At 65.5% G+C, this 22777-nt stretch carries 24 protein-coding genes; 11 read left to right on the top strand and 13 right to left on the bottom strand.

Features of this window, described 5'->3' with window-relative positions; translation table 11 throughout:
* Positions 1–349 precede the first annotated feature (349 nt).
* Positions 350–1567, top strand: coding sequence for an SGNH/GDSL hydrolase family protein (locus tag ACTJKX_RS00385; RefSeq protein ID WP_440724008.1), 1218 nt, complete (start codon positions 350–352; stop codon positions 1565–1567).
* 375 nt (positions 1568–1942) lie between these two features.
* Here ACTJKX_RS00385 and ACTJKX_RS00390 read toward each other — a convergent pair whose 3' ends face one another.
* The 3 genes from ACTJKX_RS00390 to ACTJKX_RS00400 are packed head-to-tail and all read right to left on the bottom strand — an operon-like array spanning position 1943 to position 4462.
* Positions 1943–3190: a Zn-dependent hydrolase gene (locus ACTJKX_RS00390; RefSeq protein WP_440724009.1), complete on the bottom strand. Its 1248-nt coding sequence runs from the start codon at positions 3188–3190 to the stop codon at positions 1943–1945.
* A complete protein-coding gene (locus ACTJKX_RS00395) occupies positions 3187–3717 on the bottom strand; it encodes an L-2-amino-thiazoline-4-carboxylic acid hydrolase (protein ID WP_440724010.1) in 531 nt (176 codons plus the stop codon). The genes ACTJKX_RS00390 and ACTJKX_RS00395 overlap by 4 nt, the downstream gene beginning before the upstream one ends.
* Before the next feature lie 25 nt (positions 3718–3742).
* Positions 3743–4462 (bottom strand): aspartate/glutamate racemase family protein, encoded by a 720-nt coding sequence (locus tag ACTJKX_RS00400; RefSeq protein WP_440724011.1) that lies wholly within the window; start codon positions 4460–4462, stop codon positions 3743–3745.
* Between the two features lie 182 nt (positions 4463–4644).
* Between ACTJKX_RS00400 and ACTJKX_RS00405 the strand changes: the two genes are divergently transcribed.
* Positions 4645–5109 carry an Lrp/AsnC family transcriptional regulator gene (locus ACTJKX_RS00405; RefSeq protein ID WP_311944747.1) on the top strand — a complete coding sequence of 155 codons (465 nt, stop codon included), beginning with the start codon at positions 4645–4647 and terminating at the stop codon, positions 5107–5109.
* A gap of 5 nt (positions 5110–5114) precedes the next feature.
* On the opposite strand, the gene ACTJKX_RS00410 is transcribed toward ACTJKX_RS00405, so the two are convergent.
* From ACTJKX_RS00410 to ACTJKX_RS00430, 5 genes are all read right to left on the bottom strand, one after another.
* The gene (locus ACTJKX_RS00410; RefSeq protein WP_440724012.1) at positions 5115–5672 is read right to left on the bottom strand and encodes a TetR/AcrR family transcriptional regulator; all 558 of its coding nucleotides are present in this window, start codon (positions 5670–5672) and stop codon (positions 5115–5117) included.
* Positions 5673–5772: 100 nt separating this feature from the next.
* Positions 5773–6246 (bottom strand): nuclear transport factor 2 family protein, encoded by a 474-nt coding sequence (locus ACTJKX_RS00415; RefSeq protein WP_394310523.1) that lies wholly within the window; start codon positions 6244–6246, stop codon positions 5773–5775.
* Positions 6247–6393: 147 nt separating this feature from the next.
* A complete protein-coding gene (locus ACTJKX_RS00420; protein ID WP_440724013.1) occupies positions 6394–7464 on the bottom strand; it encodes an Ldh family oxidoreductase in 1071 nt (356 codons plus the stop codon).
* Positions 7464–7676, bottom strand: coding sequence for a DNA gyrase inhibitor YacG (yacG, locus tag ACTJKX_RS00425; protein WP_440724014.1), 213 nt, complete (start codon positions 7674–7676; stop codon positions 7464–7466). Before yacG ends, ACTJKX_RS00420 begins: the two co-directional genes overlap by 1 nt.
* Positions 7673–8296 (bottom strand): Maf family nucleotide pyrophosphatase, encoded by a 624-nt coding sequence (locus ACTJKX_RS00430; RefSeq protein WP_440724015.1) that lies wholly within the window; start codon positions 8294–8296, stop codon positions 7673–7675. The genes yacG and ACTJKX_RS00430 overlap by 4 nt, the downstream gene beginning before the upstream one ends.
* Before the next feature lie 301 nt (positions 8297–8597).
* On the opposite strand from ACTJKX_RS00430, the gene ACTJKX_RS00435 reads away from it, so the two are divergent.
* Positions 8598–9092, top strand: a complete 495-nt coding sequence (locus tag ACTJKX_RS00435; RefSeq protein ID WP_440724016.1) for a hypothetical protein — start codon at positions 8598–8600, stop codon at positions 9090–9092.
* A gap of 86 nt (positions 9093–9178) precedes the next feature.
* On the opposite strand, the gene ACTJKX_RS00440 is transcribed toward ACTJKX_RS00435, so the two are convergent.
* The 3 genes from ACTJKX_RS00440 to ACTJKX_RS00450 all read right to left on the bottom strand — a co-directional run bounded on the left by ACTJKX_RS00440 (position 9179) and on the right by ACTJKX_RS00450 (position 12118).
* Entirely contained in the window at positions 9179–10030 is an 852-nt protein-coding gene (locus ACTJKX_RS00440; protein ID WP_440724017.1) for an oxidoreductase, read from the bottom strand.
* A gap of 127 nt (positions 10031–10157) precedes the next feature.
* Positions 10158–11153: a Gfo/Idh/MocA family protein gene (locus ACTJKX_RS00445; RefSeq protein ID WP_394310518.1), complete on the bottom strand. Its 996-nt coding sequence runs from the start codon at positions 11151–11153 to the stop codon at positions 10158–10160.
* Entirely contained in the window at positions 11150–12118 is a 969-nt protein-coding gene (locus tag ACTJKX_RS00450) for a Gfo/Idh/MocA family protein (RefSeq protein WP_440724018.1), read from the bottom strand. Before ACTJKX_RS00450 ends, ACTJKX_RS00445 begins: the two co-directional genes overlap by 4 nt.
* Before the next feature lie 89 nt (positions 12119–12207).
* Here ACTJKX_RS00450 and ACTJKX_RS00455 point away from each other — a divergent pair, with 89 nt between their 5' ends.
* The 8 genes from ACTJKX_RS00455 to ACTJKX_RS00490 all read left to right on the top strand — a co-directional run bounded on the left by ACTJKX_RS00455 (position 12208) and on the right by ACTJKX_RS00490 (position 20481).
* Positions 12208–12948 carry a FadR/GntR family transcriptional regulator gene (locus ACTJKX_RS00455; protein WP_440724490.1) on the top strand — a complete coding sequence of 247 codons (741 nt, stop codon included), beginning with the start codon at positions 12208–12210 and terminating at the stop codon, positions 12946–12948.
* A 45-nt stretch (positions 12949–12993) separates the two neighbouring features.
* Complete coding sequence (locus ACTJKX_RS00460) at positions 12994–14571, top strand: ABC transporter substrate-binding protein (protein WP_440724019.1); 1578 nt, start codon at positions 12994–12996, stop codon at positions 14569–14571.
* A 188-nt stretch (positions 14572–14759) separates the two neighbouring features.
* Positions 14760–15719, top strand: coding sequence for an ABC transporter permease (locus tag ACTJKX_RS00465; RefSeq protein WP_440724020.1), 960 nt, complete (start codon positions 14760–14762; stop codon positions 15717–15719).
* A 1-nt stretch (position 15720) separates the two neighbouring features.
* A complete protein-coding gene (locus ACTJKX_RS00470) occupies positions 15721–16602 on the top strand; it encodes an ABC transporter permease (RefSeq protein ID WP_440724021.1) in 882 nt (293 codons plus the stop codon).
* 19 nt (positions 16603–16621) lie between these two features.
* Positions 16622–17566: a dihydrodipicolinate synthase family protein gene (locus ACTJKX_RS00475; protein ID WP_440724022.1), complete on the top strand. Its 945-nt coding sequence runs from the start codon at positions 16622–16624 to the stop codon at positions 17564–17566.
* A gap of 2 nt (positions 17567–17568) precedes the next feature.
* Positions 17569–18585, top strand: a complete 1017-nt coding sequence (locus tag ACTJKX_RS00480) for an ABC transporter ATP-binding protein (RefSeq protein ID WP_394310512.1) — start codon at positions 17569–17571, stop codon at positions 18583–18585.
* A gap of 1 nt (position 18586) precedes the next feature.
* A complete protein-coding gene (locus ACTJKX_RS00485) occupies positions 18587–19567 on the top strand; it encodes an ABC transporter ATP-binding protein (protein WP_440724023.1) in 981 nt (326 codons plus the stop codon).
* Positions 19564–20481 carry a dihydrodipicolinate synthase family protein gene (locus ACTJKX_RS00490; RefSeq protein WP_440724024.1) on the top strand — a complete coding sequence of 306 codons (918 nt, stop codon included), beginning with the start codon at positions 19564–19566 and terminating at the stop codon, positions 20479–20481. The genes ACTJKX_RS00485 and ACTJKX_RS00490 overlap by 4 nt, the downstream gene beginning before the upstream one ends.
* Positions 20482–20561: 80 nt before the next feature.
* On the opposite strand, the gene hisG is transcribed toward ACTJKX_RS00490, so the two are convergent.
* A complete protein-coding gene (gene hisG, locus ACTJKX_RS00495) occupies positions 20562–21548 on the bottom strand; it encodes an ATP phosphoribosyltransferase (RefSeq protein ID WP_440724491.1) in 987 nt (328 codons plus the stop codon).
* Positions 21548–22663 carry an ATP phosphoribosyltransferase regulatory subunit gene (locus ACTJKX_RS00500; RefSeq protein WP_440724025.1) on the bottom strand — a complete coding sequence of 372 codons (1116 nt, stop codon included), beginning with the start codon at positions 22661–22663 and terminating at the stop codon, positions 21548–21550. Before ACTJKX_RS00500 ends, hisG begins: the two co-directional genes overlap by 1 nt.
* Positions 22664–22777: the final 114 nt, after the last annotated feature.

The raw sequence follows: 22777 nt of genomic DNA on the forward strand, positions 1-22777 counted from the left end.
CTGGTTCCCGATTCCGACGCGGTTTTGCCGTTACCGTCGAGCCAATTCTCAAAGACGCTTTTGCCGATCGGGCGATCACGAGCATGCCGCTCGGTATCCGGCTTGCAAGATCCAGGAAAAAATCACAGTCTCCCGGTGCTTCGGAAGTCTTCCGCGCTGCGATGTCGGATGCTTCTTCTCTATACGCAATCGAGACAACGTCACTTTACAATATTGTCAAAGCGGGATGGAAAGCGCCATGGTTTCCTATTTGGATTATTATGGGACTCGATCGAGTATGCATCGGATTTTGCCTGCGCGATTGATCGGATGGGCAGTCAGGACTTCATTTGTCGCGGGGGCGCTGACCTTGGCTGCGGTCCCGGCCCATGCGCAAGGCTCCGAGCCCTGGATCACCACCTGGGCAGCCACGCCCGCCCCACGCTGGGCGGAGGAATTGCCGGCGCCCTTCGACGTGCCCGAAGTCCTGGGCGATCAGACCGTGCGCCAGATCGCCCGCATCAGCGTCGGCGGCGAGCAGGTGCGTGTGGTCATCTCCAACGAGTTCGGCACGCGCCCGGTGACGATCGGTTCGGCCAGCGTGGCCCTGTCCAAGGGAGGCAGCGCCATCGACGAAGGCTCGGTGAAGCCCTTGACCTTCGGTGGCAAGCCGTCGGCCGTGATCCCTCCCGGCGCACCGCTGGTCAGCGACCCGGTGGACCTGTCGGTCAAGGCCCTGTCGAGCCTAGCTGTGAGCTTCTATTTGCCCAAGCGTGCCGGCATCACCTCGGTCCATTGGGACGGCGTGCAGACCGGCTATGTGTCGGGGCCGGGTGACAAGACCAAGGAGGCAGACTTCACCGCCACCAGCACCAACAAATCGCGCCTGCTGCTCAGCCGCATCCTGACCACGGCCAAGCCGGAGTCGAAGGCGATCGTGTTCTTCGGCGATTCCATCACCGACGGGGCCTGCTCCACGCCGGACAAGAACAATCGCTGGCCCGATCATATCGCGGAGCGCCTGCAGGCCGAGGGTCATGCCGATGTGGCCGTGGTCAACGAGGCCTATTCGGGCAATCGCGTGCTCTCCAACGGCATGGGCACCAATGCGCTCAGTCGCTTCGACATGTCGGTGCTCAGCCATCCCCGGGTTTCGACCGTGGTGATGATGATGGGGATCAACGATATCGGCTGGCCGGGCAAGGACGCCATCACGCCGGCCGATCCCGAGCCGACGGCCGAGGACGTGATCGCCGGCTACAAGCAGATCATCGACCGGGCCCACGCCCATGGCATCCGTTTTGTCGGCGTAACCCTCACGCCCTTCGTCGACACCTTCAAGGGGCTGCCGACCTCCGGCTATTACACGCCCGAGAAGGAGAAGATCCGCCAGGAGGTCAATGCCTGGATCCGCACCAACAAGCTGGCGGACGGGCTGATCGATTTCGACAAGGTGCTCGAGGATCCGAGCAAACCCAATAATATCAATCCCGCCTATGATTGCGGCGACCATCTGCATCCCAACGATGCCGGCTATCAGGCCATGGCCAAGGCGGTCGATCTTGGCGTACTGGTGCCCAGACCATAGCAGGACGGCGCGAAACCCCCGGCAAATCTTGCCGGGTTCCGCGGCCAGGGGGCTGGTCTTCAGGCGCACCCCTTTCAAGGTGTTTGACACAGTCGAGTCAGGTCTGATCGTCGAGGTCGCGCTGCCCCTCACCTTACCTCTCCCCCGTAAGAACGGGGCGAGGGGACTTAGATGTCCAGTCATGTTCGGTGAACCTTTGGTCTCGCACGATGATTGGGCGAGACGAATGCGACGAGAACGAGTCGCAACGCTTGCGCCTCCTCGCCCCGTTCTTACGGGGGAGAGGTAAGGTGAGGGGCGGCATTATCCTGTGTATTTATGGACTAATATACAAACCTTTCCGGGTTTGTTCGAAACACCCTGAAAGGGTGGTCTTCAGGCCAGTCGTCGGTCGAGCTCGAGAAGGGTTCGCAGCAGCACCTCGGCGCCATCGGCGCATTGCCGGGGCGAGGAATATTCCCGTTCATTGTGGGAGAGCCCGTCGCGGGACGGGATGAAGATCATCGCCGTCGGGGCGAGGGCCGCCAGATGGGCGGCGTCATGACCGGCGCCGGACGCAATGTCGCGACAGGACAGCCTGCAATCGGCGGCCGCCTGGCGGACAGCCTCGATGCAGGCAGGATCGAAGGCCACCGGCTGCTTGGCCCAGATCCGCTCGATGCGGCTGTCGGCCTGGCCGGCGACGGCCTGCCGCAGCGCCGTTTCCATGGCGTCCAGCCCGGTTTGGCTGGGATGGCGCATGTCGATCTGCAGGTTGACCCGGCCCGGAACGACATTGCGGGAATTCGGGAAGATGCCGGCATGGCCGACCGTCAGCACGCCGGGGGCATGGGCACGGCCGATTGCCTCGACAGCGAGGATGAGCCGGGCGGCGGCGGTCAACGCATCGCGCCGGTTCGCCATCGGCGTCGAGCCGGCATGGGATTCGGTGCCTTCGATCACCACGTCGAACCAGCGCAGGCCTTGTACGCCGGTGACAGCCCCTATCGCGGTGCCCTCCGCTTCCAGTACGGGTCCCTGTTCGATGTGGAGCTCGACATAGGCAGCCGGCGTTTGCCTGCAGGCTTGGCTGCCGCGATAGCCGATGGCGTCGAGCGCCTCGCCGACGCTGATCCCGGCCCGGTCGCGGACTGCGAGCGCTTCGTCGAGCGCGATGGCACCGGCATGCACGCCCGAGCCGAACATGGCCGGGGAAAAGCGCGAGCCTTCCTCATTGGTCCAGTTCACCACGGTCAGTGGGTGTTCGGTGACGATGCCCGAACTCCTCAGGGCGCGAAGGGCGGCGAGGCCTGCCAGCACGCCGAGGACGCCGTCATAGCGCCCGCCGCCCGGCTGGGTGTCGAGGTGGCTGCCGGTCATGATGACGGGCAGGGCGGCATTGCGCCCTGGATAGGACGCGAACAGGTTGCCGATCGGGTCGACGTCCACGCGGCAGCCGAGCTCGATGCAGCGGGCAACAAACCAGTCCCGGACGGCCTTGTCTTCCGGCGTGAGCGTGAGGCGGGAGACGCCGCCATTGCCGGTGCCGCCGAAGCGGGCGGTGGCCTCGATATCGGCATTGAGCTGCACCGCATCGATGAGGGGCGTCGGGTTCGTCCGGCTGGCGAGAGGCTGGTCCATCATTCCGCCTTGGCGGCTTCTTGCAGCTTGTAGCGGAAATTGCAGTGGCTGGAGCCGTCCATGATCGTCTGCGTGCGCTCGAGCGTGATACGCGGATCGTAGCCGGTGCAGAACACCCCGTCGCGGTTGCAGGACAGCAAGTGCCCGATCTTGCCGAGCCCCATCTCCTTGTAGGTCTCGGCGTAGCGGCAGCGATGGACGTTGTAGTCGAACTCGGTGTCGGTGGCCTTGACCACTTCGATCACCAGCGCGTCGTCCTGGGTCCACAGCGCCTGCAGGTCCTGGAAACTGCGCAAATCGGTGCCACCCGGCGTCTTGGCGGCAAAGCTGCGTCCTGCCTCGATGGCGGCCTTGCGGATGGCGGAATCGAGGATCGACTGCGCCAGCTCCTCGCCGAGGCGCTCACGCATTTCCTCATAGATCGGCGCGATGATGCCGGCCTCGATCCGCCGGCGCGCGAGAATGCCGATCTCGCCCTCCATCACCGCCTTCGCGCTCTCCTCCCGGCCGGGATCTGCCGCCTGGCTCATGACCTGTCTCCTGCTCGCTGATCGATCATGCTGCCAGTTGGGCAGCGTCCGGCCCGGAGGCAAGCGAAAAATCGACGGCGGCGGCCGCATGGATCGTGGTGGAGTCGAAGCCGGGCAGGCTGAGGCTGCCGGGGGAGAGGATCAGGCAGATCTCGGTGCAGCCGAGGATGACGCTGTCGGCACCTTCGGCCTTGGCCTGCTCGATCAACGCCTCGAGCTTTTGGCGCGAGCTGTCCTTCACCAGCCCGGCGCAGAGTTCGGAGAAGATGACGTCATGCACGACGGCCCGGCCTTCGGCATCGGGCACCATCACCTCGATGCCATGCCCGCGCATGCGCTCGGCGTAGAAGCCCTGTTCCATGGTGTAGCGGGTGGCGAGCAGGAGCGGGCGGCTGCGGCCGGCTGCAGCCAGGGCCTTGGCGGTTTCGTCGATGATGTCGATCAGCGGACAGGCGATCGCTGTCTGCACCGGCTGGGCGACCAGATGCATGGTGTTGGTGCAGATCAGCACGCAGCCGGCTCCGGCGGCTTCGAGGTCACGGGCCACGCCGGCCAGCCTTTCGGCCGCCGCATCCCAACGGCCAGCCTTCTGCATGTCGACGATATCCTGGAAGTTCAGCGAATGCAGCATGACCTCGGCCGAATGAAGATCGCCGCGCCGAGCGCGCACTGCTTCGTTGATCAGCTTGTAATAGATCGCCGAGCTCTCGAAGCTCATGCCGCCGATCAGGCCGATTTTCCGCATGTCCGTCTCCCATCCAGGGCTTGATTGTCATGACGGGATGATGCCTTGAATTCCGCGAAAATGGATTGCATTCTTTGGGCGGTTTTAGTTGTTTTTGAACAAATAGATTGCGATTATTGACTGCATGCGCAAAAATTTTGCGTATATGAATTTGGATGCACAATCTGAATGCGCGAGGAGATATGAAGCTAGATCAGCGCGACAAGCAGATCCTGGCACTGCTGCAACTGCAGGCGGATCATCCGCTCGCCGATCTCGCCGAGAAGACCCATCTGTCGCCCTCGGCCTGCTGGCGGCGCATCAAGCGCCTGGAGGAGGAGGGCTATATCGCCAGGCGCGCCGCACTCCTCGACCGCAAGAAGGTCGGCCTGCCCACCACGGTCTATGTCATGGTCCGTACGGCCAACCACTCGCTGGAGTGGCTGGAGCGCTTCCGCGCGCTGGTCGCCGACACGCCCGAGATCGTCGAGATGCATCGGCTCACCGGCGATATCGACTATCTGCTCAAGATCGTGCTGCCGGATGTCGAAAGCCTGGACTTGGTCTACAAGAAGCTGGTGGCCAAGCTGCAGTTCAACGACATCTCCTCCTACATCTCGATGGAGATGTTCAAGGACACCACGGTACTGCCGCTGTCCAACGCCTGATGAACTCAGTCCAGCGGGATGAGGGTTTTCAGCCGCGCCAGCCGGCGGCCGAACAGGGCGGGATCGCCGAGGGCGCGCGCGGTGACCAGCGCTCCCTGGATGCCGGCGACGATGTCTTCGGCAAGTGCGTCCGCGAGATCAGGCTCCTTGCCGAGGCGCCGGAGTGCCTCCGCCAGGGCGTTGCGCCATTCGGCGAAATAGGCGTTGATGGCGTCGGCAAAACGGTCGCGCACATCCGACAGGGCGAATATGCCGACGATGCAGACCCGTCCTCCCGAGTGAAAATAGCGATCCGTCGCCTCGAACATCGCAGAGATCGCGGCAGCCGGATCCGTCGCGGCGCGTAGCGGTTCGAAGACATGGCTGCGGAACCAGCCGTCGATATGCTCGAGCACGGCAGCCGCCATCTCCTCCTTCCCGCCCGGAAAGAAGTTGTAGAGGCTGCCCTTGCCCAGGCCCGTCCGCTGGCCGATGAGGGCGAGACTGGCGCCCTCATAGCCGTGGCTGCGGAAGACCTCGGTGAGGGCCGGTATGATGTCGGCACGCTCGCGAATTGTCTTCATTCGGGGCGTTTCACTTTCAGACCGAATTGCCACAAATCGCAAAATGCTCGCTCTTCAGTAAGCTCAACCGAAGAATTGGTCCAACCGACCGCATTTTGCTTTAGAGGCCGAGATCGCTCAAGCCGGGATGATCGGCGGGGCGCGGAGCGCTGCGATCCCAGTGGAACTTGCGCTCGCTCTCGGCGATCGGCACGTCGTTGATCGAGGCATGGCGCACCGCCATCAGGCCGTTTTCGTCGAACTCCCAGTTCTCGTTGCCATAGGAGCGGAACCAGTTGCCGTCGGCGTCGTGCCATTCATAGGCAAAGCGCACGCCGATGCGGTTGTCGCCATAGGCCCACAATTCCTTGATCAGGCGATAATCCTGCTCGCGCTGCCATTTGCGCGTGAGGAAGGCGACGATCTCGGGGCGTCCCTTGAGGAACTCGGAGCGGTTGCGCCAGCGGCTGTCCGGCGTATAGGCGAGCGAGACGCGCTCGGGATTGCAGCTGTTCCAGCCATCCTCGGCGGCGCGGATCTTCTGGATCGCGGCCTCGCGGGTGAAGGGAGGCAGCGGTGGGCGTTGTTCGGGCATGGCGACATCCTCTTTGTACCGATCGCTCCATCATGGACCGATCGGTACAAGAGTCAAGAGTTTCCTTGGAGCGCGGACATACTGTCCGCTCTTGCTTTCCTGAGAACGGGGCATTTCCAAGAGCGGACAGGATGTCCGCGCTCCGCCTCACGCCTTCTGCGGCAAAGTCAGCCCATATTTGCTGCCGAGTTCGACGAAAGCCTCTTCGCTGACGGGATCGACCGGCACGCCCTTGCGCGCCCGCTCTTCCTCCACCGCCCATTCGCGATCGCCCGGCGCCATCGGCTTGCTGCCAGCGCCTTCGGCCGGCACGGCGGCGCGGATATTGGCGAGATAGCGGGTCATGATCGCCCCGTAGATCTCGGGGGCGATGAAGGCCGAGGGGTTGATAGCCAGGGCAAAGCCGCCCATGTCGCGCGGGGCGCCGGTCGAGGGCTGGCCATACATCGGCACCAACTCGGTCGAAAGCGCCATGCCGGTGAGGGGGGCGGACAGGATCTCCACCAGCCCGGCGAGCGCCGCACCCTTGAAGCCCTGCTCGCCGCCCACCGGCGAGAGCACGCGGGCGGCCTCCGGATCGGTGGTGTTGACGCCCTTCTCGTCCACGGCCACGCCCTGCGGCAGGGTGAGGCCGAGCGAACGGTAGAGCAGCACGCGGTTTTGCGGAATGGCGCTGGTCGCCATGTCCATCAGCCAGGGGCGCTGGCCGGGGACCGGGGCGCCGATGGCGATCGGGCTGGTGCCGTGGAAGGCGTCGCGCCCGTCAAACAGCCGGACGGCCGCATCCGAATTGGCGGTAAGCAGGCCGATGAAGCCCTGCTCGGCGGCCCACATCGGATAGGCGCCGGCGGCGCCCATATGGGAGGAGCGCCGGATGGTGACGGCGCCGATGCCCTGCGTCCTGGCGATGTCGACGGCCACTTCCATGGCCCGGTAGCAGGCCAGGTGTCCGATGGCGCCATCCGCATCCAGAACAGCCGTGGCGCCTTCGCCGCGCGATACTTCGAGCTGGGGATGCCCGTTGATCTCGCCGCTGGCCAGCACCGAGAGATAGTAGGGCAGCAGCCTCACGCCATGGCTGTCCACGCCCAGGCGCGAGGCATGCATCATGGCGCGGGTGGCGGCTTGTGCCGAGGGGACATCGGCTCCGCCGGCCAGGAGGGCGGATTCGAGAAAGGCTTCGAGGCTGCTACTCGTATAACGCTGCGGTTCGCTCATCAGTCACGCTCTGTCTTCGGATAATCATCCCGGTTATCAGGATCGATCTGGTCGGCTTCCTCGCCGGGAATGGCGTAGACGCCCTTGAGCCAGCGCGACAGATCGATGTCGGCGCAGCGCTTGGAGCAGAAGGGCTTGCTGGCCTCGACGCTGGGCTTGCCGCAGATCGGGCATTTGCGTTTGACGAGAGGGGTCGGGGTCGGTTTGCTCACAATTCGTCCCTCCAGGTGCCGCGGACCGGAAAGCCCGCACCTTCGAGAAGGCTCACCGTCTCATAGAGCGGCAGGCCGACGACATTGGTATAGGACCCGACGAGGCGCAGCACGAACACGCCGGCCAGGCCCTGGATGGCATAGCCGCCCGCCTTGCCGTGCCATTCATTGGAGTCGAGATAGGCATTGAGTTCGTCACGCGACAGATGCTTGAAGCGCACCCGCGTTTCCACCAGCCGGGTCCGGATGGTGCCCTGCGGGTCGGCGACGGCGACGCCCGTCATCACGATATGGCTGCGGCCCGACAGCAGGCTGAGGCAGGCTTCGGCATCCTCGCGCGTGTCGGCCTTGGGCAGGATGCGCCCGGTGCAGGCCACCACCGTATCGGCCGACACCGTGTAGGCGCCGGCGAGATCGGGCCGGCTTGCAAGGGTGGTTAGGGCCGTCTCGAGCTTACCCCTGGCGAGGCGCTGCACCAGCATGCGCGCCGCCTCGCCGCGCCTGGGCGTTTCATCGATATCGGTGGGCAGCAACGCATCCGGTTCGCAGCCTGCCTGCTCGAGCAGGGCATGGCGGCGCGGGCTGGCGGAAGCGAGCACGAGCTTGGGACGTTCAGTCATGACAGGCGCAATAGCAGGATTCGTCGTGTTTGGACCAGAGTCGGCTGAGAAATAGAACCGGCCCCGTTGGATCGCGGCCTGCCTCCGGGAGGAGGGCATCCTTTGAAAAGCGCCGCCGGCTTGCAAAAAGTTCCGTAGGGAACACAAGTTGATGTCGCATCTATATTAAGCCATCCGGCAGTTATAAATGCCGTGTTATGTATTTCATTGCGAGGGGCCGAGGACAATTTGCGCGGCATGTCAGCATGCCCGAATGACCTCCAATGATTTCGATTGAATCGTGAATGGGGAAGGGGCTGGCATGCAGCATAGAGGTTGTATCGCTTTGGCGGCGGCGAGTATTGCTCTGCTCGCGGCTGGAAGCGCGAGAAGCGAGGTCATCGGCCGCTACGACATGGGGCAATGGGTGATCGAAGCCAATGCCAGCAATGGCCGCTTTGAATATTGTGCTTCCAGCGGCAAATATTCGAGGGGAGCGGCGGTGCATTTCCTGCTGACGCGGGAAGCGGCCTGGGGCATGGTCATCGAGAATCTCAACTGGAACTGGGTCAGGGATTCGCGAGGCGATGTGACCTATTGGGTCGATAATTACCGTTCGCGTGCCAGCGGCGCCAAGGCAACGGCGCCGACCCGGCTGCTGATTCCGCTGGCCGATTCGACACAGCTCTTCCAGGAGATCCGGGCCGGGCGGGTTCTCTATTTCCAGCCCCGCGGCAACAAGTCCTTCTCGGTTACCCTGAATGGTACGTCGTCGGCCCTGAGTGCGCTGATGCAATGCGTGGCGCGCTACCGCTAGATCGTCGAGAAGACGCGTCCGGCGTCCGGCTTCGACGCGTCTTCGCCATTCAAGGCTGGCGGCGAAACGTTGCGCTACCGTTTCGCCTATTGCCCTTCAGGATAGTCGGCACCCTCGGTCACTGCCGCCCAGGCGTCGAAGTCCTGTGCGAGCTGGGCGAGCTTGATGCGGGCGCCTTCGAGCGCCGCCTTGCCGAGCAACAGCCGCAGGGGCGGATTCTCGGCTTCGACGGCCTTGACGATCGCCTGGGCGGCTCGGACCGGATCGCCGGGTTGCTTGCCGCTATTGCCCCGGATCTGGCCCTGCCGGACGCCCGCCGTTTCGCGATAGGCCGCAATGGTCTGCGGTGCCTCATTGGCCGAGCGGCCCGCCCAATCGGTCCGGAACGGGCCTGGCTCGACGATCAGCACCTTGAGGCCCAGGGGCGCGACTTCCTGGGACAGCGATTCCGACAGGGCTTCGACCGCGAATTTGGTGGCGGTGTAGAAGCTGACGGAGGGCGGGGCGCGCAGGCCGCCGATCGAGGAGATGTTGACGATGGTGCCCGAACGCTGCTGGCGCATCGCTGGCAGCACCGCGCGCGTCATCGCCGTCAGGCCCCAGACATTGATGTCGAACATCTTGTGGACTTCGGCCAGGTCGCTCTCTTCGAGCGAGCCGAAATAGCCGATGCCGGCATTGTTCACGAGGACATCGATGCGGCCGAACCGGTCCAGCGCGACGGCGATGGCGGCGTCGATATCGGCCTGCTTCGTCACGTCGAGCTTGAGCACCAGCGCCGTATCGCCGAACTCCATGACGAAGTCTTCGAGCTGGGCGGGATTGCGGGCGGTGACGACGGTCGGATAGCCCAGCGAAAGCGTATGGCGCGCCAGCTCGCGGCCAAAGCCGGTGGAGCAGCCGGTGATGAACCAGACGGGCTTTGCAATTTCTGACATGACAATCTCTTTGGAAAGCAAAGGTAAGGCATCTTACATAGAACCAACACTCTTGCTCAATAACCGGGGTAAAAACATACAGGCCGTATAGCCTGTCTGATGAATAGTCGGCTCTTTATCGCATTTTTCAGCCTGGTCGGGCCAGCGTGATCTCCCGCCTTTCGGCATTGGCTCGGCCGGCGGCGTCGAGGCAGGCGATCAGGTGACGTGCATAGGCTCCACCGACGGGAACCGGCGCGCTTGCCTCGATGGCGGCTGCCATGGCCCGCCATTCGGCCTCGACCGCGCGCTGCATCCAATCCGGATCGGCGGAATGGGCGATCGGCGTCCAGCTGCCGCCGCGCCCGATCGAAACGCCGTTTTCGAAATCGATGCGCAGGGTGCCGTCCTCGCAGACGAGGTCCATGGCAAAGCTCACGGCGCCGTCGCGATAGCCGACGCTGGCAACCTGGCCGATGCGCCCATCCGCAAAGCGCAGCAGCATCAAGGCACTGTCATCGGCTTCCTGCTGGTGGAACCAGGTGCCGGAGAGAGCGCTCACCGCGGCGACCTCGCTGCCCATCAGCCAGACGAGGCGGTCGAGGGCGTGGATGCCGGCCGTCATCAGCATGCCGCCGCCGGAAGCGTGGGAAAGATGCCAGGGGCGCCGATTGGCTTCCATCCACAATTTGATCATCCAGCTCGAGCCGAGCACTGGCCCGCCGAGCGTGCCGCCGTCGAGGATCTCCCGGGCGACGAGGCAGGGGCGGGCGAAATGCATGACATGGCCGACCATCAGCTTGACGCTGGCCTTGGCCACAGCGGCGTTGATCGCATCGCATTCGGCCAGCGTCGGCGCCATCGGTTTTTCCAGCAGGACATGCTTGCCGGCCTGGGCCGCCGCCACTGCCATTTCAGCATGGAGATGATGGGGGGTGGCGATGACGACGGCGTCGACCGCGGAGTCGTCGAGCACGGCGCGCCAATCGGTGTGGGCATGGCCGCCATGTTCGTGGGCGAACACCCGGGCGGCTGCGGCGTCTTCCCGGCATATGGCCGCGACACGCAAGCCCTGCGTCGCGGCAATCGCCCTGGCGTGAACCGCGCCGAAATGGCCGGCCCCGATGATGCCGATACCGATCATGCCGCTGCCCTCTCATAGGCTTCGTCGATCAGCGTCATGGCCCGCCAATAGTCTTCGATCCCGACGAGAGGAGCGTCGCCGCGTGCCAGCCGGGCCAGCGTATCCGCCATGAAGGCCTTGTAGCGCTCACCGGGCAGCAAGGGCGGTTCCTCGCGCGTGGCCGCATCGTCGAGCGTCGTGATGCGGCAATGGTCCCCGTGGTCGACGAGATAGGCGTTCGCGCTGGAGACGCGCCATTCGAAGTCGCCGCCCGGTGCCATCGAGGCATAGGTATAGCCGGCCTCCACCGTGACGATCAGTCCCCGGTCGCTGCGCAGGGTGAGGACGGCGTAGTCTTCGACGGCCTCGCCATGGAGATGGCCGAGGGAGCTGGAGACCAGTTCCAGGCCGTCATCGCCTGCCAGGGCGAGCGCGGCGTCGACGCCATGGATGCCGAGATTGCGCAGGGCGCCGCCGCCGCTGGTCTGCGGTGCCAGCAGCCAGGGCACGCCGTCGATCCGGTAGCGCTCCGGCGGCCCGTTCACGATGCGGAACTGGGCGTGAGAGAGCTCGCCGAGCCGGCCGGTAGCGGTCAGTTCGGCGATGCGCGGCCAGATCGGGCTGCAACGATTGGGAAGCGGCACGGCGATGAAGGCGCCCCGCCGGCCACGCTCCCTGAGCGGTTCGAGTTCGGATGCCTTCAGCGCGGCCGGCTTTTCCAGCATCACGGCAAGTCCCGCGTCGACAAGTGAGATTGCGCGCTCGACCAGGCCCGCCGGCCTGCCCATCAGCACCACCAGGTCCGGCCGAGTTGCGGCAAGACCATCGAAAGAGGTGTGGGATTCGAGACCGTTCGCCCGGGCAAAGCGCGCCGCGACGTCGGCGTCCTCGTCCCATACCCCGGCAATGGTCGCGCCGGCTTCCTGGGCGGCCTCCCGATGCATGGCCGCATGCCAATGTCCAACACCGGCCAGGGCGACGCGCATGGCCATTTCCTCCGTCCTCCAAAGATTGACTTGACAGATATCCTACAAGTCAATCACTATCAAGCCACGGACAACGAGGGCTGGTGGCTGTGGATGCGGCAGGGGCAGGCAAGGTGAAGTCGATCAAGCCGCTCGACCGGCCGCCGCTCCTGCATGTTTCCGTGCAGGAGAGCCTGAAGAGCTACATTGCCGACAACCAGCTCGGGCCCGGCTCGGCGCTGCCGCCGGAAGGGTTCCTCGCCCAGCAATTGGGTGTCAGCCGCAATTCGGTGCGCGAGGCGATCAAGGCGCTGGAGTCGGTCGGTATCCTGGAGACGCGCCGTGGCATCGGCGTCTTCGTCAAGGCCTTCTCCTTCGCGCCATTGCTCGACAATCTCGCTTATGGCCTGGGCGGGGCCCTGCGCGAGGTCGAGGAGGTGCTGGAGATCCGCCGCGTGCTCGAGGTCGGCTTGATCGCCAAGACGGTCGCGCTGATCGGCGAGGACGACATCGAGGAATTGCGCCAGACGGTCGAGCAGATGCGGCAGGCCGCCGAGCGCAACCAGAGCTTTGCCGCCGAGGACCAGCGTTTCCACAATCTGCTGTTCCGCTGCCAGGACAATCGCATGCTGACCAGCCTGATCGATGTGTTCTGGCTCGCCTTCTACAAGGCATCGGATTTCGTCAACCTGGCCAATATCGATCCGCTGGCCACCTGGCAGGACCATTACGACATCTATGCCGCCGTGGCGGCGCGGGACGTCGAGGCCGCTCGCAGCCGGCTCGACCAGCATTATGACGGCATCGCCCGCCTGCTTGCGACCAGGAAGACAGCGCCGACGCCCGACTGAGAGGCCTGCGGCACGACCAGACAAGAAGAGACGAGGGGAGAAATCATGGCACTGAGGAAGATCGCGCTCGCGCTTTTGGCCGCGACGATCATGGCAATGCCCGCTGCCAAGCCAGCCCGGGCCGCGGATGGCACGGCGATAACGGGGGCTTTTGATGTCGGCCCGGGCGGGTTCCAGGGCAATTTCAACCCGCTGGCGGCTACCGGCGGCTTCACCTGGCTCAATCTCTATTTCGAGCCTCTGGTCATTTATGACGGCAGACTGGAGAAGATCGAAGGGGCGCTTGCCGCCAAGTTCGAGGTTGGCGCCGACCGGCTCTCCTACAGCTTCACCCTGGCCGATACCAAATGGCATGACGGCCAGCCCTTCACCTCGGCCGACGTGAAATTCACCATCGAGACGGCCAAGAACGGCGCGACAGGTTCGGTCTTCGCCGCCCGCCTCAGCGCGATCCAGGCGATCGAGACCCCCGACGCCCATACGGTGGTCCTGAAGCTGTCGGCCCCGAATGCCGGCCTGCTCGACACGCTGACCCAGTTGATGATGCTGCCTCAGCACGCGCTGAAGGATATTGCGGCCGAGACGCTTGCCAAGAACCCCTGGTGGTCGAAGACGCCAATCGGCACCGGCCCCTACAAGTTCTCGCGCTATGTCACCGACCAATATGTCGAGCTCGCCGCCAATGACGAGTATCGCGGCGGCAAGCCGGTGACGGGCCGCATCATCAACCGCTACTTCGCCAATACGGCCGCGGCCGTGGCAGCCCTGCGCGCTGGGGAGATCAGCTTCAGCTATGTGGAGGCCGATGACGCTGCCTCCTTCAAGGGCAACGAGGCCTATCGCGTCATCGACGGCAATTCCTTCGTGGTCAATTATCTCGGCTTCAACCAGGAAGCGCCTTTGTGGAAGGACCTCAAGGTGCGCCAAGCCGTGATGCACGCCATCAATCGCGACGCGATCGTTCAGAGTCTCTATGGTGGGGCTGCCAAGGTCGCCAATTGCGGCTATGTCGCCGACCGGCTGCAGCCCGCCGGCCTCGATCCCTATGCCTATGATCCCGAAAAGGCCAAGCAATTGCTGGCCGAGGCCGGCTGGGACAAGATCAACGGCGACAAGCCGATCACCCTGCTGACCTATTACAACACGCCGCAGGCCACCAATGTGCTCGCCGCCATGCAGGCCATGCTGTCCCAGGTCGGCATCAACGTGGTGCCGCGCGCCGTCGATACGCCGACCTATAACGGCACCATCTACGCTCAGAAGCCGGACTGGAACCAGTTCCCGCTCGTCTATGCCGGCCTGCGCAACGGCCCGGATCCCGGCGGCCTCAACATGGGCCTCAACGAGAAGCAGATCCCGCCGCAGGGCGCCAATTTCCTGCGCATCAGGATGCCTTCGGTGAGCGGGGCCTTCGATGCGGCCTTGAACGAAGCCGATGATGCCAAGCAGGCCGAGCGCTACCAGGCGGTGTGCAAGGCGATGAATGCCGATTTGCCCTGGGCGACGCTCTGGGTCGCCAATCGCTATGGCGTGGCGTCCAGCAAGCTGAAGAACTTCGTCTGGCTGCCGGCGCCTGGTGGTGGGCCCTATGCGGCGCATCCGGAGAAATGGGCGGTGGAATAGGGAGGCGCGACAAACCTTCTCCCCTTGCGGGAGAAGGTGCCCCGAAGGGGCGGATGGGGGGGAGAAACGCGACTTAGCAAGGCATCTGCTTGCACCCCTCATCCGTCATTGCTTCGCAATGCCACCTTCTCCCGCGAGGGGAGAAGGTTAGCCGCGCCTGTCTGATCGCGCCCACCACGAGGAACGCCATGCTGCGCTACTACCTCAATCGCCTGCTGGTCGGGGCGGCCATGCTTGTCGCCTTGAGCCTGCTGGTCTTCATACTGCTGCGCCTGGCGCCTGGCGACCCGATCGATGCCTATATCAATCCGAATGTCGCGATGTCGCAGGAGGACATGGCGGCGGTGCGCAGCCGGCTCGGCCTCGACCAGCCCTTGCCCGTGCAATATGCCGCCTGGCTCGCCAGCGCGGCCAGGGGGGACCTCGGCTTCTCGCTGCAGCGCAATGGTGACACCGTGCTCGGCCTGATCGGCGAGCGTATCGGGCCGACGCTCTTGCTGATGGGGGCGGGGCTGGCGATCGCCATCGTCATCGGCATCGCCACGGGCATTCTCGGGGCCGTCAGGCGTAACTCGCCGACGGATGTGGGCCTGTCGATCGCCGCCTTCTTCGGCATCTCCAGTCCCGCCTTCCTGACGGCCCTGGTCGGTCTCTACGTCTTCTCGGTGCTGCTGCGCTGGGCACCATCGGGCGGCATGCTCACCCCGGGCGCGCCCTTCTCGATGGGGGACCTGCTGCGCCATCTCATCCTGCCGGCTTTGCTGCTCTCGATCGGCCATGCCGCGCTGATCATGCGCTATATGCGCGCTTCGCTGCTGGAGGTGCTCAACCAGGACTATGTGCGCACCGCCCGCGCCAAGGGGGTCAAGGAATTCTGGGTCATCGTCAAGCATGCGCTGCGCAACGCCCTCTTGCCGGTGGTCACGCTGATCGGCTCGACCATCGGCATCGCCGTCGGCGGCGCGATCTTCCTGGAAAGCGTGTTCAACTGGCCCGGCATGGGGCTGCTGCTGGTCAATGCGGTGTCGACCCGCGACTATCCGGTGATCATGGGGGCGACCCTGGTGGTGGGCGCCTGCGTCATCCTCGTCAACATCCTCACCGACGTCGCCTATGCGGCCGTCGATCCGCGCATCAAGGTTGCCTGAGATGGCGGTTTCGACACAGCTCCAGTCCCGCGGCAACGGCCCGCTCGCACGGGCGATGAGGCGCTTTGCCGCCAACAATGTCACGCTTGTGGGCTTGGCGATCCTGGTGGTCATGCTGGCTTTGGTGGTCTTCCATCCCTGGCTGCTGCGCTACAAGCCCAACGACATCGATCTCCTGGCCATCAACAAGGGCCCGAACGCCGCCCACTGGTTCGGCACGGATGGTGTCGGGCGCGATATTCTCGCGCGCGTCCTGCGCGGCGGGCGTATCTCCCTGCTGGTGGCAGGCAGCTCGGTGGTGATCTCGCTGGTCATCGGCTATGTCGTCGGGGCGCTCGCCGCCATGGCGGGGCGCCTCGCCGATGCGGTGATCATGCGGCTGGTCGATCTCGCCATGACGCTTCCGCCGGTGATCCTGCTCCTGGTGATCGCCTCGATCACCGGCGCGGGCATCCTCTCCACCATCGCCGTGATCTCGCTGCTGTCCTGGCCGGTGCTGGCGCGTATGGTGCGGGCGCGGTTGATGGAACTGCGCGAGCGCGATTTCGTCATCGCCGCACGCGGCATGGGGGCCTCGCTCGGCCATCTGCTCTGGCGTCATGGCCTGCCGAACACCATCGACATCCTCGTCGTCTATGCCGCGCTGCAATTTGCCGCCGCCATCCTGCTCGAAGCGGGCCTGTCCTTCCTCGGCCTCGGCATCCCACCGCCGGAAGCGAGCTGGGGCAACATGCTGAACGCCGCCCGCAGCACCGTCGTGCTCGAGCAATATCCCTGGCAATGGCTGTTTGCCGGTGGCGCCCTCGTTCTCACCGTGCTCGCCATCAATTTCGTCGGCGACGGCCTGCGCGATGCCTTCGATCCCCGTTCCGAACTCAACTGATTGCTAGAAAAGGTCCGCCATGTCCTCCGCATCCCCCTTGTTCCCATCCCCTTTGTTTCATGGCGTCGTGCCGCCGGTCGTCACACCCCTGACCGCCGATCTCCAAGTGGATTATCCTTCCTTCGCCCGGGTGATCGAACATCTGATCGCCGGCGGCGTGCATGCCCTCTTCGTGCTGGGATCGACCAGCGAGGTCGTCTTCCACGACGAGGCCACGCGCCGGAAGGCGCTGGAATTCGCCGTCGACAGGGTCAATGGCCGGGTGCCGGTGCTGGCCGGCGTCGTCGATCCCACCACCGATCGCGTCATCGCCCATGCCCGCACCGCGCAGTCGATCGGGGTGAGTGCGGTGGTCGCCACCGCGCCCTTCTATGCCCGCACCAGCGCGCCGGAGGTGATCGACCATTTCCGTTACCTGCGCCAGGCCATCGACGTGCCTGTGGTCGCCTATGACATCCCGGTCTGCGTGCATTTCAAGCTCGACCGCCACACTGTGGTGACGCTGGCCCGCGAGGGTAGCATCGTCGGCCTGAAGGATTCCAGCGGCGACGACGGCAATTTCCGCTATGCCCTGATGGATCTCGCCGACCGGCCCGAGATCATGATGATGACGGGCTCGGAAATCGTCTGCGACAGTGCCCTGCTGATGGGGGCCCACGGCATCGTGCCCGGCCTCGCCAATGTCGATCCCGCCGGCTATGTCCGGCTCTACGACCTCTGCCGCAAGGGGGACTGGGCGGGCGCGCGCCACGAGCAGGAACGCCTCTGCCGCCTGTTCGAGATGGTCTGGGTCGCGGCCCCCCGCGTCAGCGCCGGCTCGGCTGGCGTCGGCGCCTTCAAGACGGCGATGCGCCGGCTCGGCATCATCGAAACCAATGAGATGGCACGTCCGCAGCGGGCTCTGAACGAAGCCGAGGCGGCCACGATCGAGACGATCCTGCGCCAGACCGGGCTGCTGGGCTGAGCATGACGATGGCCGCGCAGCCCATCCTCGCCATCGAAGGCCTGAACACGGTGTTCCGCGTCAGCGGGCGCGAGGTGCCGGCCGTGTCGGATCTCGACCTCGCCATCAGTGTCGGCGAAACACTGGCGCTGGTGGGCGAGTCCGGCTCCGGCAAGTCGGTGACCGGCCAGTCGATCATGGGATTGCTGCCGGGCAGGATCGCGCGGGTGTCGGGGGGCAGGATGCGGTTTCGCGGCCGGAGCGGCGCCGTGCGCGATCTCACGACGCTCGATGCCGAGGAGCGCCGGCACATCCGCGGCAACGAGATCAGCATGATCTTCCAGGAGCCGATGACCAGCCTCAATCCAGTCTATAGCATCGGCGACCAGATCGCCGAGCCCATCCGCGTGCACAAGGGCCAGCCGCGCAAGGCGGCCATGGCCGCGGCCGTCGGGCTGCTCGACAAGGTGGGCATTCCCGATCCCGCCGGCCGGGCCCGCCAATATCCGCACGAGCTCTCCGGCGGCATGCGCCAGCGGGCCACCATCGCCATGGCGCTCGCCTGCGATCCCGTGCTGCTGTTCGCCGACGAGCCGACCACGGCGCTCGACGTCACCATCCAGGCCCAGATCCTCGACCTCCTGCAGCGCCTGCAGGCGGAGAACGGCATGGGGGTGTTGTTCGTCACCCATAATCTCGGTGTCGTCGCCGAGATCGCCCATCGTGTCGCGGTGATGTATGCCGGCCGCATCGTCGAGCAGGGGCCCGTCCGCGAGGTCTTCCGGCGCCCGCGGCATCCCTACACCAAGGGCCTGCTCGCTTCGGTGCCGCGACTGGGCGAGGCGACCCGGCTGAAGAAGGCCGGCGGACGGCTGGCCGCCATTCCGGGCGCCGTCCCCAGCCTTGCCGCCATGCCGCAGGGCTGTGCCTTCGCTCCCCGTTGCTCCCTGGCCCTGCCGGCCTGCCGCGAGGCCATGCCCGCACTGGCGGAAGTCGGACCGGATCATGCCAGCCGCTGCATCCGTTCGCAGGAGTTGTGAGATGGAAACGTCCCTTTCCGGCTCGCCGCTGCTTCAGGTACGCGGGCTTGCCAAGCAGTATGGCAGCGGTTTCGGCCGTGCCGCGCCCGTCCGGGTGCTCGACGACATTTCCTTCGAGGTGAAACGCGGCGAGGTCGTCGGGTTGGTCGGCGAATCCGGCTCCGGCAAGACCACGATAGGGCGCTCGATCCTGCGGCTGATCGAGCCGAGCGCCGGCGAGATCCTGTTCGAGGGCAGCGACATCGCGCGCCTGTCGGCCGGGGACCTGCGCCGCCAGCGCCGGCGCATGCAATATATCTTCCAGGACCCCTTCGCCAGCCTGTCACCGCGCATGACTATCGGCGAGATCCTGACGGAAGGGCTGAACATCCAGGCGATCGGCACGCGCCGCGAACGCCTCGACAGGGCCCGCGCCGCCCTCGAAGCCGTCGAGCTGCCGCCCGATGCCCTCGATCGCTATGCCCACGAATTCTCCGGCGGCCAGCGCCAGCGCATCGGCATTGCCAGGGCGCTGATCCTCAAGCCGGACCTGATCGTCGCCGACGAGCCGGTCTCCGCGCTCGACGTCTCGATCCAGGCCCAGATCGTCAATCTCCTGCGCGATCTGCAGGCCCGTCTCGGCCTGACCATGCTGTTCATCTCGCACGACCTGGCCGTGGTGGAGTTCATCGCCGACCGCGTCATCGTGCTCTATCTCGGCCGCATCATGGAGATCGCCCCCTGCGACCGGCTCTACGAGGCACCCAGGCACCCCTATACAAGGGCGCTGCTGTCGGCGATCCCCGAGCCGGACCCGGATCGGCCGCGCCAGCGCCAGATCCTGAAGGGTGACATTCCCTCCGTTGCCAATCCCCCCTCGGGCTGCGTCTTCCGTACACGCTGCCCGCACGCTATCGAGGCCTGCGCCCGCGAAATCCCCAAGCTCGAGGAAGTCGAGCCAGGCCACTTCAAGGCCTGCATCCGGCAGGACATCAGCCTATGACCCTTCGCGGCAATTGGGCCACGCTGCTGCTGCCGATCGCCACCGACGACGCGATCGATTTCGGCCATCTCGGCGAGGAGATCGACCTCCTGATCGCTGCGGGTGTCGATGGCATCTACTCCAACGGCACGGCCGGCGAGTTCCACAACCAGACCGAAGCTGAATATGAGGCGGTCCAGGCGCTGCTGGCGAAAAAATGCCGGACGGCCAGCATGCCCTTCGTGATCGGTGCCTGCCAGGGCGATCCCCGCCAGTCGCTGGAGCGGGTGCGGCGGGCAACTGGGCTGCAGCCGGCGGCGATCCAAATCATCCTGCCGGACTGGTGGCCGGTGACGGACGAGGAGGCCATCGATTTCCTGGCGATGATGGCGGAGGCGGCGCGGGGCCTGCCGCTGGTGCTCTACAATCCACCGCATGCCAAGCGCGTCCTGTCGCCAGAGATACTCGGCCGGTTCATCGCAGCGGTACCGGTCGTCAAGGCGATCAAGCTCGCCGATGGGGATGACGCCTGGTATGCGGCCGCACGCCGGCATCTGGCCGGCGTCGCGCTCTTCGTCCCCGGCCATCATCTCGCCACCGGCATCAAGGCGGGCGTGGCGGCTGGCGCCTTCTCCAACGTGGCCTGCCTCAGCCCCCGCGGCGCGCAGGCCTGGACCGACAGCATGGCCGCTGACATCGAGGCCGCCCTCGATCTGGAGTGTCGGCTCTGCCGCTTCATGGACGAGCACATCGTGCCGTTCCGGCGCGATCACGGCTATTCCAACGCTGCATTGGACAAGCTCCTGGCCGCCATCGGGAACTGGGGCCCCGTCGGCCCACGCCTGAGGCGGCCCTATCGCTGGATTGCCGAGAGCGAGGCGGAGCGATTGCGCCCTATCGCCAGAGCGCTCCTGCCGGAGCTGTTCGAGGCGTAGCATCCTGGGATCGCCGGCTTCTAGCCGGCATCTTCCTCTCCTGGTTCCAAGAGCCGGCTGGAAGCCGGCGGTCCCAGGGATCAACCCAGTTTCTTCTCCAGCTCCGCGTAAAGCGCGCTCTGCGGCTCGAAAACGAAATCGAGATTGGTCACCGCGATCGAGGCGGCGCCTTGCGCCGTAAGCCAGGCCGCAAAGTCGAACAGCTGGCCGGCCGGCACCAGGAAGGTGAGGGGCTGGCCCGGGGCCGGCAGACCGAAGGGGGCGCCGGCACCGAAGAGCTCGCCGGCATCCCGCAGATGCTGCTGGTTGACGCCGCGCAGGATGCAGCGGATCTCACGCTGGGCGCTGCCCTTGGCCTTGGCGGCAAGGCGACCGAGCATGGCGGCCGCGCCGGCGCGGGCCCGCTCGTTCCAGTCGGCTCCGAGCGAAGCCACCAGATTGGCCTGGCTTTTCAGCATGATGCCGTCCTCGATCACCTTCAGCGCATTGGCGGTGAGGGTGGAGCCGGTGGTGGTGATGTCGACGATGAGATCAGCCGCTCCGGAGGCCGGTGCACCTTCGGTGGCGCCCAGGCTCTCGACGATCAGATAGTCGGCCACGCCATGCGCCGAGAAGAAGGCGCGGGTGAGGTTGATATATTTGGTCGCGACCTTGAGGCGACGGCCATGGCGCTGGCGAAAGCTTGCGGCGACGTCCTCGATGTCGGCCATGGAGCGCACGTCGATCCAGGCCTGCGGCACCGCGACCACGACATTGGCCTGGCCGAAGCCGAGCGGCTGCAGCAGGGTGACGCGTTCGTCGGCGCGCGCAATGTTCTCGCGCACCAAATCCTCGCCGGTGACGCCGAAATGGATGGCGCCCGAGGCGAGCTGGCCGGCGATCTCGGAGGCGGAGAGGAACAGCACCTCGACATCGTTCATGCCGGGCACGGAGCCGCGATAGTCGCGCGCACCGCGCTCCTGCACGAAGCGGATGCCGGCGCGTTCGAAGAAGGACGTGCAGTTTTCCTGCAGCCGGCCCTTGGACGGAATGCCCAGAAGCAGCGGGGAAAGGGCAGGGTTGTTCATCATGCGTCTCCGCCAAACCGGTCGAGCCAGATCGAGCAGCCAACCGCCGGTACGGCCTCGGCAGCGCCGAGCTGCGCCATCAGCTGGTCGTAGCGTCCGCCGCCGACGCGGGCGGCGGCTTCCGGTTCGGCCGGATCGGTGAGCTCGAAGACGAAGCCGGTGTAATAATCGAGGCGGCGGCCGAAGCCGGTGGCGAATTTGATGGCGGTCACTTCGATGTCGCGGGCGGCGAAGAAGCCGGTGCGTTCGTCGAAGGCATCGAGGGCCGCGTTGAGGTCGAGCCTGGCTTCGCCGGCAATGGCGCGCAGTTCGGCGCTGGCACTGTCGGGATCGCCGCTGACCGCAAAGATCCGCCGGGTGATCGCCACCTTGTCGGCATCGACGCCGAGGCCGGAAGAGAGCGCCGCCTGCTCCAGGAAGCGGTCGGCGATCTCGTCGACGCTGCGCCCGCCGATCGGTTGGATGCCGGCGATCGACAGCAGATCGGCGACGGCGGCACGGGCTGCGCCCGGGTCCGAGCCTTCCAGGGCCGCCAGGAAGCCGGCATAGGCTGCGGCACCGTTCTTGGGGGCGGCGCTGCCGAGGCGAGCCAGATCCTCGTCGAGATCCTTGGAACGCCTGAGGTCGCTGGCCAGGCGCCGCCGCCAGACCGGCGGCAGGTCGAGCGCGTCGAGCATGGCGGTGACGATGCCGGCATCGCCCATGCGGATGACGGGCTTCACGAGGCCGAGATCGCGGGCGGCTTCCAGGGCGATGGCCAGCATTTCGGCATCGGCGGCCGGCTTGTCGCCGCGGCCGAAATTCTCGAAGCCGGCCTGCAGGAACTCGCTCGGGCCGTCGGTGCGGAAGCGGAAGACCGGGCCGCGATAGGCATAGGCACCCACCCCACCGGCCTTCACGGCTTTGAGATGATGCAGCGACACCGGAATGGTGAAGTCAGGCCTCAGGCAAAATTCCTGCCCCTCGGCATCGGTGGTCAGGAAGGCGCGGCGGCGCATGTCCTCGCCGAGCAGATCGAGGAACAGGCCCGCCGGCTGCAGGATCGGCGGGTCGACCAGCTGATAGCCCGAGCGCGAGGCGAGCGCGTCGAAGGCTTCATAGGCGGGATGGGGCATGCCGGCGGTCCATGGTGAATGTCGGGGGTCTTCTAGCAGGGCAGGCGACGAGGTGCGACTGGAAAGGGCAAACGAGGTTTATGCTGGAGCGCGGACATCCTGTCCGCTCTTGGA

Origin of the sequence: Labrys sp. 22185 (genome assembly GCF_052045555.1) — a bacterium.
GTDB lineage: Bacteria > Pseudomonadota > Alphaproteobacteria > Rhizobiales > Labraceae > Labrys > Labrys neptuniae.